At 72.4% G+C, this 12,497-nt stretch carries 5 protein-coding genes and 1 pseudogene; 4 read left to right on the top strand and 2 right to left on the bottom strand.

The features are described from left to right. Positions 1-193 precede the first annotated feature (193 nt). From CTZ28_RS27055 to CTZ28_RS27040, 4 genes are all read left to right on the top strand, one after another. Positions 194-1,798, top strand: coding sequence for a sensor histidine kinase (locus tag CTZ28_RS27055; protein WP_121892320.1), 1,605 nt, complete (start codon positions 194-196; stop codon positions 1,796-1,798). A 162-nt stretch (positions 1,799-1,960) separates the two neighbouring features. Beyond that, positions 1,961-2,890 carry a carbohydrate kinase family protein gene (locus CTZ28_RS27050; protein ID WP_121892319.1) on the top strand — a complete coding sequence of 310 codons (930 nt, stop codon included), beginning with the start codon at positions 1,961-1,963 and terminating at the stop codon, positions 2,888-2,890. A 566-nt stretch (positions 2,891-3,456) separates the two neighbouring features. Beyond that, positions 3,457-4,545 carry a lytic polysaccharide monooxygenase auxiliary activity family 9 protein gene (locus CTZ28_RS27045; protein WP_121892318.1) on the top strand — a complete coding sequence of 363 codons (1,089 nt, stop codon included), beginning with the start codon at positions 3,457-3,459 and terminating at the stop codon, positions 4,543-4,545. Between the two features lie 316 nt (positions 4,546-4,861). Continuing rightward, the gene (locus tag CTZ28_RS27040) at positions 4,862-8,125 is read left to right on the top strand and encodes a GH92 family glycosyl hydrolase (RefSeq protein ID WP_121892317.1); all 3,264 of its coding nucleotides are present in this window, start codon (positions 4,862-4,864) and stop codon (positions 8,123-8,125) included. Positions 8,126-8,229: 104 nt separating this feature from the next. Here the strand turns inward: CTZ28_RS27040 and CTZ28_RS48660 are convergent. Next, positions 8,230-8,415 (bottom strand): annotated as a pseudogene (locus CTZ28_RS48660) (methyltransferase domain-containing protein); the annotation flags it as partial. Between the two features lie 124 nt (positions 8,416-8,539). Then, the gene (locus CTZ28_RS27030; RefSeq protein ID WP_398656796.1) at positions 8,540-12,343 is read right to left on the bottom strand and encodes a GH92 family glycosyl hydrolase; all 3,804 of its coding nucleotides are present in this window, start codon (positions 12,341-12,343) and stop codon (positions 8,540-8,542) included. Between the last annotated feature and the right edge of the window lie 154 nt (positions 12,344-12,497).

The raw sequence follows: 12,497 nt of genomic DNA, 5'->3' as shown, positions 1-12,497 counted from the left end.
CCGTCCGCGCGGCGTCGCCTTCGTCGGCTTACGCCCCAGGTCATCACCGACCCTCAGCCGGAACACAGGGATCCCCCAGCGGGCCGGGACAGGATCGGTACATGACTGGTACCCCTGGGCCGCGAACCGGCCGTGTCCGTGCGCCGGACGTCCGCCGACCCGGCTGCGCCCTCGGGGACGAGGAGGGTCGAAGATGACCCGCGACACGCTGGGTACGCCGCCGAGCGGCCGTTCGCTGGGCACGCGGCTGCTGGTCGTCGTCATCGCCGCGATGGTGTGCCTGACCACCGCGTCGGCCGTCGCCACCGCGGTCGCCCAACGCGCCCGGCTGCTGGGCGACCTGGACGACCGGCTGACGGCCGCCGCGGAGCGCGGCGTGGCGGGCGCGGCGCGTCACCCGGAACGCGCCGGGGACCTGTCCTTCCTCGGCGACGGCGGGCGACCTGAGGGCCTGCTCGCGGCCCGGCTCGACACGGACGGGACGATCCTGACCGCGGCGGTGACCGCCCGGACCGGCGGCGCCGCGAGCGACGGCGACGCCGACCCGGCCGGGGCGGCGGGCGTGGCGCCGCGCGACCTCACCGGCGTCCAGCGCGCCGCCCTCGGGGGCATCGCCGCCGACGGCTCCCCGCACACCCGGACGGTGCCAGGACTGGGCACCTACCGCCTCCTCGCCCTCGACGCGGCGGGGATCCGTGTCCTCACCGGCCTCCCGATGGACGACGTACTCGCCACCCTCCGCGATCTGGTGACGGCCGAGGTCGTGATCGCGGGGACCGGGCTGACGGTGGCGTGCGGCGCGTGCGCGGTCGTCGTACGGCGCCGGCTGCGCCCCCTGCGGCAAGTCGCCGCCGCGGCCGACGCGATCTCCCGCGCACCGTTCGACAGCGGCCGGCCCACCGGTCCCACCCGGGTGCCGGAACAGGAGACCGGCCCGGCCGGCGAGACCGCCCGGATCGGCGTGGCCCTGCACCGGCTCGTCGACCGGGCCGCGGCGGCGCACGCCGAACGGCTGCGCGCCGAGGAGCGGGTGCGGCGCAGCGACGAGCGGATGCGGCGCTTCCTGGCCGACGCCAGCCATGAACTCCGCACGCCGCTCGCGGCCATCGTCGGCTACGCGGAGCTGATGAGCGACGGCTCCGGCCGCGTCCCGCCCGAGCTGGCCTGGCGGCGGGTCACCGCGGAGTCGGCACGGATGACGGGCCTGGTCGAGGAGCTGCTGCTGCTCGCCCGGCTCGACGAGGGGCGCCCGCTGGAGTCCGCCGAGGTGGACCTGGCCGAGCTGGTGGCGGAGGCGGTCCGGGCGGCGCGGGCCGCCGGTGACGGCCATCTCTGGCGGCTCGAACTCCACCCGGACGCCCCGGCCCTGGTCGTCGGCGACGCGACCCGGCTGGGGCAGATGGTGGCCCGTCTGCTGGCCAACGCGCGCGGGCACACGCCGGTGGGGACGACGGTGGTCGTCTCGGTCGCGACCACGCCCACCCACTGCGTCGTCCGTGTCCGCGACGACGGTCCGGGCATTCCGCCCGACCTGCTCCCGGTGGTCTTCGAGCCCTTCACCCGCGCGGATCCCTCTCGTACGCGTGCCGGGGGCGCGGCGGGCGGCTCGGGGCTCGGCCTGGCGATCGCGGCGGCGGTGGTGACGGCCCACGGAGGCCGCATCACGGTGGAAAGCACCCCGGGACGAACGGAGTTCACAGCAGAGCTGCCGAGGCGGCGCCCCGTCGGCCCGGCGAAGGATCCCGGTCGGCCGGTGCGGGCGCCGTCCGGGGGCGAGGTGGCGGCGAGAGCGATGTAGGGGGGCGCGCTGTGTGCGGGCCGGGGGCCGGTTGGGTGCGCGGAGGCCGCCCGCGGGTCGAACGCCGTGCCGCCGTGACCCGAGGCCGAGCATGTCCGGAGGGGACTTCGGGTAGCTACCCGAGTTCGGACCGGTCGAGCCTGCGACGAGGGGAGCACCATCATGGCGACGGCCCTGTTCTGCGGAGACATAGCGTTCGACGTTGCGCTGCGCGTGGCTCGCTTTCCCGACCCGGACCAGAAGACGCACGCGTTCGAGAACCTGGTGAGCGCCGGCGGGGTGGCCGCCAACTCCGCGGTCGCCTGCGCCCGGCAGGGCATCGGCACGGCGCTGCTGGCCGTCGTCGGGGACGACGTGTTCGGCGCCTACACCAGGGACTTCCTCGCGGCCCGCGGGGTCGACGTCACGGGTGTCACCACCGCAGCGGGCCGGACCGCGGTGTCGGTGTGCACCCTGGCCGAGGACGGGGAAAAACGTCTCGTCTACACCTCGTCCGTGTCGCAGTATCCCCCGCTGGAGCGGGTGCGCGGCGCCGACCTGGCGGGCGTGGACTGGATCCACACCTCCTGTCTGCACCCCGAGGGTGCCGCCGTACTCGCGGAGCGGGCACGAGCCGCCGGCATCCCGATGTCGATCGACTTGGAACCCCTCGCGCTCGCCCACGGCATGGACGCGCTCGCCCCGGCCCTGTCCGGGGCCGCGGTCGTCTTCGTCAACGAGAAGACCGCGGCGGCGATAGGTGACGTGCCCGGCTTCTCGGCCCGGCACCGCCTCAAGTCGGTCGTCCGCACCGGGGGGTTACGCGGGGCGGCGCTGACGTACGGTTCCGGCGAGATCGCCGTCGCGCCGCCGCCCGCCGACCGGATCGTCGACACCACCGGTGCCGGCGACTGCCTGGCCGGGGTCTACATCGCCCGCTCCCTGTCCGGTGCGGACCCGCACGCGGCGCTCCGGGCGGCGGTGGCCTCGGCGACGTACGCCTGCGGCCACCTCGGCGCGCAGGGAGGGTACCCGGACCGGGCAACGACGGACGAACTCCTCGCGACCGCCTGGCCGAAGAGACCGTCCCCGAACCGAAAGCCCAAGCCCTAGGAACCCGTGAGGTGGTGGCCGGGCGTGCGGGTGACCGCTTCGTCCACCACCGTGCTGTGGGCGGGGCCGAGCGACACGAAGTCGTCCCGTACGGGGTGGGGCCACGGGCGGGCAGATCGTGCCGAGGAACGGTTCGGCCACGGCGGATGCCGGCTGGGCACGGCCGTCGGCCGAAGAAGGGCCCGCGGCCGACGGCGAAGCCGGTGCCGGTGCTGTCGGCGCGTTCGGTGACTCCGCCGCCGCTGCGGCCGGCCATCAGTTCCTTGGCCGGCTCCGGCAGCGCTTCCTCGTCGCGGGCGCAGAGGACGACCGGGTGACCGAAGCCGGCCGGCACCCCGGCCACCTCACCGGCATCCGCGAAGCCCGGCGAACCGGGACGCCGGTCCGGCGCCGGGCGTTTACAGGTGTCGTCGGGCGCGCTAGCTTCACTGGGGAGTGGGGTGGGAGCGCTCCCATTCGGCGGACCGGAACCCGCAGTGCGGGATCGCTCCCCCCTCACGCTCACGCGGCACCGAAGACACCCGCGCACCCTTCGCACGACCGTCGATTCCGGAGGTAGATGTGTCATGTCTGCGACATTAGGGCCGCCCAGGGGGTGCCCACGATTAGCGGGGGCCTCATCGCGCAAGGCCCTCTTCCTCGTTCTGCTGGCGCTGCTGACCACCGTTCCGGCCCTCGGGCTCATCGTGGCCGGCGGCACCCGCGCCGAGGCCCACGGCACCCCCATGAAGCCGGGCAGCCGTACCTTCCTGTGCTGGCAGGACGGGCTCACCGACACCGGTGAGATCAAACCCGTCAACCCGGCCTGCCGGGCGGCCCAGCAGATCAGCGGGACCACGCCGTTCTACAACTGGTTCTCCGTGCTGCGGTCGGACGCCGCAGGGCGCACCCGTGGCTTCGTGCCCGACGGCGAGCTGTGCAGCGGCGGCAACCCGAACTTCACGGGCTTCAATGTCGCGCGCGACGACTGGCCGCTGACCCATCTGACCTCGGGCGCCACGGTCGACTTCTCGTACAACGCCTGGGCCGCCCACCCGGGCTGGTTCTACGTCTACGTCACCGAGGACGGCTATGCCCCCACCCAGCCGCTCACCTGGGACGACATGGAGGACCAGCCGTTCCTGACGGTCGACCACCCGCCGCTGAACGGTAGTCCGGGCACGGTCGAGGCCAACTACTCGTGGAGCGGCCGGCTGCCGGCGGGCAAGTCGGGGCGGCACATCGTCTACATGGTGTGGCAGCGGTCCGACAGCGCCGAGACCTTCTACTCCTGCTCCGACGTCGTCTTCGACGGGGGCAACGGCGAGGTGACGGGCATCCACGACCCCGGGAACCCGACCGAGCCGCCGCCCGGCGCCTGCACGGCCACCCGGCGGACCACCGGAACCTGGTCGGGCGGATACCAGTCCGAGGTGACCGTCACCAACAGCGGTGATGTGCCGATGCTCGGCTGGATGGTCGACTGGACGCTGCCCGCCGGTCAGTCGGTGGACAGCCTGTGGAACGGGAACGCGACCTACACCGGGCAGGACGTCATGGTCCACAACGCCGACTGGAACGGGTCGCTCAGTCCGGGGCAGAGCGCGACCTTCGGGTACGTGGTCTCCGGATCCGGCGGTGACAGCGCGACGAGCCTGCCCTGTCAGGTCGGTTGAGCTGCTCCGGGCGGACCCGGCGGCGGTCGCGCACCGGGTCCGCGAGCCGGACGGGCGAGAGGGGTCTGCCCGTCCGGGTGGGGCGTGGCTTGTGTCGAGCTGGGGTGCGACAACGTTGTCGTTTTGGTGTGAACATGACTCTACCGCCTCAACGGACAACGATGTCAAGCCACTTGTGGTAGCCCGGTCGGGTGGGGGCGGCGGGGGTCGGCGTCGGCGCACGCGGTCTTCCGTGGTACCGGTGGCGCACGTTACTGTCCCTGCGGCTTGTGCGACCTGTGGTGCGCGACCCGTCCGAAGGAGGAGGGGCCGCGTCATGCGTTTCCGTCCCACGTCCCTGCTGCTGGCCGCCGTGCTCGCGGTCGGCGGCTCCCCCGCCCTGGCGGCCACCGCAGCACCCCCCGAACTCGTCAAGGACCCGACCGCGTACGTCGATCCGCTGATCGGCACCAGGAACGGCGGCAATGTCTTCCCGGGCGCCGTCGTGCCGTTCGGCATGCTCTCCTGGAGCCCCGAGAACACCCGAGGCGACGCGACGAGAACCGCGGCGCCCGGCGGCTACCAGTACGACGCCACCCGCATCCGGGGCTTCAGCCTCACGCACATGTCCGGCACGGGCTGCGCGGGCGGCAGCGGCGACATCCCGTTCTTCCCGTACCCGGGCGAGGTCACCTCGTCCCCGGCGAGCGACACCAAGGACGCCGTCTACGCCGCCGACTTCGACCACGCCGACGAGAGCGCCGAACCCGGTCACTACGGGGTGACCCTGGCCTCCGGTGTGCGCGCCGACCTCACCGCCACCGCGCACACCGGCTCGGCCCGCTTCACCTATCCGGCCGGCAAGCCCGCCTCGCTGCTGGTGCGCACCGCCAACTCCGAGGTGGGCTCCAGCGCTTCGACGGTGCAGATCGACCCCGAGCGGCGCACCGTCTCCGGGTCCGTCACCTCCGGCAACTTCTGCGGCTACCTCGACCCCGAGGGCCGGCGCGACTACTACACGCTGTACTTCACGGCGACGTTCGACCGTGCCTTCAAGGCGACCGGCACCTGGCAGGACGACCAGCTGAACCCGGGGGCCACGGCCGCCTCGGGCGGCACGGGCGGCTTCACCGACGGCGGCCGGCCGGTGGCGGGCAAGGGCGCCGGCGGCTACGTCGAGTTCGAGCCGGGCGCCGGTCCCGTGCACGCCAAGGTCGGCATCTCGTACGTGAGTCCGGCCGGCGCCGCGGCCAACCTCGCCGCGGAGAACCCGTCGTACCGGTCCTTCGCCGACGTGCGGGACGCCGCCCGGCGCGCCTGGCGCGAGCGGCTGGGGCAGATCCGGGTGGGCGGCGGCACCGACGCCGAACGCACCACCTTCTACACCGCCCTCTACCACGCCCTGCTGCACCCGAACGTGATCAGTGACGCCGACGGCAGATACCGCGGCAGCGACGGCGCGGTGCACCGGGTGGGCCGCGGCCACCGGGCCCAGTACGGGACCTTCTCCGGCTGGGACGTCTACCGCGACCAGGTGCAACTGCTGACCCTGCTCGACCCGCGGACGGGGTCGGACATCGCGCAGTCCCTGTACGAACTGGCCCGGCAGAACGGCGGCGTCTGGGACCGCTGGCTGCACGGCGCGAGCGGCACGCACGTCATGAACGGCGACCCCTCGCCGACCGCACTGGCCGGCATCCGGGCCTTCGGCGGCACCGACTTCGATCTGCGCGGCGCGCTGGACTCGCTGGTGAAGGCGGCGACCGTGCCCACCGCCCAGGACCTGTCGGCGGCGGGCAAGCCGGTGCTGTCGGTGGGCCAGCGGCCCTCGCTGGACAAGTACCTGGCGCTGCACTACATGCCGTCCGTGTCCAACGCCTGGGGCGGCGCGGCCGAGACCCTGGAGATGTCCACCGCGGACTTCTCCCTCTCCCAACTGGCCACGGCGGCCGGGCAGAAGGACACCGCCGCCGCCTTCGCCCGGCGCGCCCAGTGGTGGCAGAACAGCTTCAACGTCGCGGCCGACCGGACCGGCGGCTACATCGCCAACCGGAAGGCCGACGGCAGCTGGGTGACCGGCTTCACCCCGGACACCGGCAACGGCTTCGTGGAGGGCACCGCCGCCCAGTACACCTGGATGGTCCAGCACAACCCGGCGGGCCTGTTCGCCGCCATGGGCGGCACCGACGCGGCACTGGCCCGGCTCGACGACTTCTTCCACGACGCCGACGGCGGCTGGGCCTTCACCGGCAGTGGCGGCGCCAAGTCGGAGCTGGACAACGAGCCGTCCCTCAACGTCCCGTACCTGTACGACTACGCGGGCGCCCCGTACAGGACGCAGGAGACCGTCCGCGCGGCGATGCGGCAGCTGTGGACGACCGAGCCGGGCGGCATACCCGGCAACGACGACCTCGGGGCGATGTCGGCGTGGTACGTGTTCTCGGCGCTCGGCATGTACCCGCAGGTGCCCTCACGGGCCGAACTCGTCCTCGCCTCGCCGCTGTTCGAACGGGCGGAGATCGACAGGCCGCACGGCAACGACATCTCGATCCGGGCGGCGGGCGCGGCGGCCGACGCACCGTATGTGCGGTCCCTGAAGGTCGACGGCCGCACCAGTGACCGGGCCTGGCTGCCGGCGTCCTTCGTGCGGGACGGCGGCCGACTCGACTACACCCTCTCCGACACCCCGAACCGTGCCTGGGGCACGGGCCAGGCGCCGCCGTCCTTCCGGGAGGGCGAGCAGCCGTACCAGATCGGTGTCGGCCCGACCGCGGCGACCGTCGCGCCGGGCGGCAGCGCGCAGGTCGGCATCCGCGCGCTGTCGCTGAGCGGCGGCACCGGGCCCGAGGTCCGCTTCCGGGTCGAGACACCGGACGGGATCACCGCGACGCCCGCCGAGGGCACGGTGACCGCCGGGTCCCAGGAGATCACCCTCGCCACCGGCCCGGACACCCCGCAGGGCTTCGCCACCGTCAAGGTCACGGTGACCGCGGGCGACACCTCCTACGCGCAGCCGGTGTCGCTGACAGTGGCCGCGCCCGGCACCCTCCTCGCCGCGTACGACAACACCGGTGTGTCGGACGACGAGGGCGACCACGACGAGGCCGACTACGACGGCGGCGGGTGGAGCTACTCCCGCCAGGCCCTCGCCGCGGCGGGCCTGACCCCGGGCGGTCACGGCACCGTGGACGGCCTGGACTTCGTCTGGCCCGACTCGCCGAGCGGCCGTCCCGACAACGCGTCGGCCGTCGGCCAGACGATCGAACTGGCCTCCCCGGCGGCCCGGTTGTCCTTCGTCGGCAGCGCCGTCAACGGCAACCAGCGCACCACGGCGACCGTCGGCTACGACGACGGCACCACCGGCACCGTCGACCTCTCCTTCACGGACTGGACGGTCGGCGGAGGCGGCGGGACCGTGCAGTACGGCAACGAGGTGGTCGCCAGGACGGCGTACCGCAACGTCGCCGGAGCCGACCGGGACCCGGTGGCGACCTACGTCTTCGCCACCCGGCCGTACCCGGCCCCGGAGGGCCGGCGGATCGTGCGCGTCACCCTGCCCGACAACGCCGATCTGCACGTCTTCACCCTCGCGGTCGGCTGACCGGACGGCACCGCGGGCGGCCTGCGGCGATGGGCGATGACCGACGGACATCGCCGCAGGCCGCCTCGCGCCGCACCCGGACACCGTGCACACCCGCCGTTCCCGGGCAGGGCGTTGCCGTTGCCCCGGACGATCGGGACGTCGGGGAGGCCGCGGCGGAACTCGGCCGCCATGCCGTCACCGGGTTCCACCGCGACCACGTCGGCGCCGCGGGCGCGCAGGAGCGCGGTCGCGATGCCGGTACCGGCGCTGACGTCCACGACCCGGGCGCCGGCGAGGGGGCGGGCGGCCACAGCCGCCGCGGCGCGGGGTACCGACTCGACGCGTCCGCGCTGTCCGAGGCCGGCCCCGCGGACGCCGAAGGGGCGGACCCGGAGTGATTCCGGGCCCGCCCCTCGGCGTGTGCGGCGCGGGTCAGGCCAGCAGCTCCACCTCCGCCAGCGTCGACTGACCGTCGAGGACCAGCCGGTACTTCGCATACGTGCCCGGCGAGGGGATCGTGAACGCCCGGGTCTGCCGGTCCCAGGTGAACGACTCGCCGGAGCGCTCGTCCAGGGTCTTCCACGTGGTGCCGTCGGTGGAGCCCTGGAGGGTCCAGCCGGCCGGTGCCTTCGTGCGGTCCGTGGCCGAGGTCAGCGTGTACTGGACCGCCTTGGTGGCGGCGCCGACCGGCAGGTCCACGGAGGTGACCGCCGCGTTCGTCGCCGAGGTGTCGTCGAACAGCGCGCCGTCACCCTTCAGCACGTCCGCGTGCGGCGTCGGCACCTTGCCGTCCTGGGCGATGGAGACCGGGCCCGCGTTCTTGCCCGTGCCCCACGTGGACGGCCTGGAGCCCATGTCGAAGGTGAGCACCCCGCCCTTGGCCAGCACCGAGTGCGGGAGCGAGGTCGACGTCCAGGTACGGCCGTTGACCTTCAGACCCTGCACGTACACGTTCTTCGTGCTGTTCTTCGGCGCGTTGACCACCAGGTCCCGGCCGTTCTCCAGGTGGACCGTGACCTTCTTGAACAGCGGGGAGCCGATGGCGTACTCGCCGCTGCCCATGACCAGCGGGTAGAAGCCGAGCGAGGAGAACAGGTACCAGCCGGACATCTCGCCGTTGTCCTCGTCGCCCGGGTAGCCCTGCCCTATCTCACTGCCCACGTACAGCCGGGAGAGCGCCTCGCGCACCAGCGCCTGCGTCTTCCACGGCTGCCCCGCCGCGTCGTACATGTACAGCGCGTGGTGCGAGGGCTGGTTGGACTGCCCGTGCATGCCCATGCGGACGTCCCGGGCCTCGATCATCTCGTGGATGATCCCGCCGTACGAGCCGACGACCTCGGGCGAGGCCGTCTCCGGTGTGGAGAAGTACTCGTCGAGCTTGTCGGCGAGACCGGACCGGCCGCCGTAGAGGTTGGCCAGGCCCCGGCTGTCCTGCGGCGCCGTGAACGCGTAGCCCCAGCCGTTGGTCTCCGTGTAGTCGTACCCCCACACGCGCGGGTCGTACTTCGCCGAGTCGACCCGCCAGTTGCCCTTGGCGTCGCGGCCCTGGAAGAAGCCGGCCTGGGAGTCGAAGAGGTTCACATAGTCCTGGGCGCGGTTGAGGAAGTACTGCGACTCCTCCTTGTAGCGCTTCTCGCCCGTCTTCTTGTAGAGGGACTCGCCCATCTTGGCGATGCCGTAGTCGTTGAGGTAGCCCTCCATCGCCCAGGACAGGCCCTCGCCGGTGGCGGTGCTGGTGTAGCCGAGGAACGGCGAGGTGGCCATGCCCTTGCGGCCCACGCCGGAGGACGGCGGTACGACGGTCGCGTTCTTCACGGCCGCCTCGTACGCCGCCGTGGCGTCGAACTTCACGCCCTTGACGTAGGCGTCCGCGAACGCGACGTCCGAGGAGGTGCCGGTCATCAGGTCCGCGTAGCCGGGGGAGGACCAGCGGGAGGTCCAGCCGCCGTCCTTGTACTGCTGCACGAACCCGTCGACCATCTCACCCGCCCGGCCCGGCGTCAGGAAGGAGTACGCGGGCCAGGTGGTCCGATAGGTGTCCCAGAAGCCGTTGTTTATGTAGACCTTGCCGTCGACGATCTTCGCGCCCGTGTGGGTCGGGGTGTCCTGGCCCGGCATCGGGGAGAAGGGCGAGGCGTACTGGTACTTCGAACCGACCTTCTCGAAGCCGGAGTTCGGGTACAGGTACAGCCGGTACAGGCTGGAGTACAGGGTGGTCAGCTGGTCGGGCGTCGCGCCCTCCACCTCGACCCGGCCGAGCACCTTGTCCCAGGCCCGCTGGGCCCGCGACTTGACCGTGTCGAAGGACATGCCGTCGGGGATCTCCTGACGCAGGTTGTCCTTCGCCTGGTCCACGCTGATCAGCGAGGTCGCCAGGCGCAGCGTGACGGTGCGGTCGGCGCCCGCGTCGAACCGCAGATAGCCCTTGACCCCGCTGGAGTCGCCCGCGGTGACCGGCTTGTCGAAGACGCCGTACACGAACAGCCGGGTGGCGCCCGCCGACAGGCCCGACTTCACGTCGGAGTAGCCGGTGACGATCCCGTTCTCCTTGTCGAGGGTGAGGCCCGCCTGGTCGGTGACGTTGTCGAAGATCACGCTCGTGTCGTCACCCGGGTAGCTGAAGCGCAGCGCCGCCGCGTGGTCGGTCGGCGCCATCTCCGCCTTGAGGCCGCTCTCGAAGCGGACGCCGTAGTAGTACGGCCGCGCGGTCTCGTTCTCGTGCCGGAACGCCAGAGCCCGTGCCGTGCGGCCGGTGTCCGGGGTGCCGGACGCGGCGGACGGCATCAGCTGGAAGGTCTGCCGGTCGCCCATCCAGGGGCTCGGCTCGTGGCTCGCGCTGAACGCCTGGATCGTCGGCAGATTGGCGTCGTTGTTCGCCCGCGCGTACTCGTACAGCCAGCTGAGCGAGGACGCGTTGGTCACCGGGGTCCAGAAGTTGAAGCCGTTGGGCACCGCGGTCGCCGGGAAGTTGTTGCCCCGCGAGAAGCTGCCGCTGGAGTTGGTGCCGCGGGTGGTCAGCGCGTAGTCGGACAGATGCGCCTTGGGCTTCTCCGGGGCCGCCTGCCGCAGCGCCACGTCGTCGAGCCAGCCGCGGAACTTCGCAGGGCCGGTGGGGGAGTCGTAGGCCAGCAGGATCCGGTCGACGGTCCTGCCCGCCGCGACCGAGCCGATCCGCGACTCCACGTTGTTCCACTGGTTGACGTACAGCACCTTCGCCGCGCCCTGCCCCCGCGGGGACAGCGCGAAACCGTGCTGGTCGGTCGCGCCCAGCCCGCTGAGGTAGGTGCCGTCGGTGAAGGCCAGGTCGACGGAGACGTTGGTGGCGTCGTAGTCGCGGTCGCCGTCGGCCATGGACGGGAAGATCCGGTACGACAGCCGGGTGTCGCGGCCGACCTTCACGTTCACGTCGAAGACCTTGTTGTACGAGTAGGCGCGGCCGTCCGCGGTGTGCCGTCCCGCGTACCTGAGGGCCCGCTTGCCGGTGAAGCCGGCGCCCGCCTTGGCGGTCGGCGAGCCGCTCGGCCCGCGGTCGACCAGCGAGAGCATGTCCTGCGGGACCGGGTTGTCGCTGCCGCCCGTGGAGAACTGGACGTCCGCGAGCTGCAGGATCCCCGACGCGCCGTTGTTCTTCGTCACATCGAGCCGGAAATGCTGGTATTCGGCCGGTTCGGCGAGGTCGTACGACTTGGTCCGGAAGCGCTCCGCGAAGGTCTCGCCGGAGCGGGTGTCGAGGGTCTTCCAGTCCTTGCCGTCCGTGGAGCCCTGAAGGGTCCAGTCCTTCGGGTCCCGTTCGGCGTAGTCGTTGGCCGACGTGAGGGCGTACGTCACCAGCTTGACCGGCTTGTCCAGGTCGAACTCGGCCCAGCCGGTCGGCTGGAAGGCGAGCCACTTGGTGCTCGGCTCACCGTCGATGAGATTTTCCTTCACCTCCCCGCCGCCGGTGTTCTCGGCGCTCGCGCGCACCTCGGTGACGTGGTCGGTGACGTTCCCCGGGATGCCGGTGCTGTAGCCGCCGTCGACGCCCGAGGCGCGCTTGGCCCCGCCCGGCCCCGTGTCCACCGTGTTCAGCCAGTCAGGCGCCGGATCGTCCGCCTCGAACGAGGAGGCGAACTCCCGGTCGGCGGCCGGTGCCTGGGCGGGCAGGGCGACCGCCGCCCCCTGTGCACCCACCGCCATGACGAAGGCGGTCGTCAGCACGGCCGCCGGTCCCCATCTGTACCGAGCTCTCCGCTGCATCTACGGAAACCCTCCCTGCGCTCATCAGACAACGTTGTCAAACTTGCTGCGCAGGAACCAGTAGGGAGTCAAGTGGCCGATGATGTCAAGGGTGTTGCCTGTGGCATTCGGGGCTCTATGTCGCGGATTTTTCCGGCAAGGTGCCCACAGGTGG

Source organism: Streptomyces shenzhenensis, assembly GCF_003688995.1.
In the GTDB taxonomy this organism is placed as follows: Bacteria; Actinomycetota; Actinomycetes; order Streptomycetales; family Streptomycetaceae; genus Streptomyces; species Streptomyces shenzhenensis_A.
The sequence above is the reverse complement of the archived record's forward strand: the minus strand, read 5'-3'. Positions and strand labels throughout refer to the sequence as shown.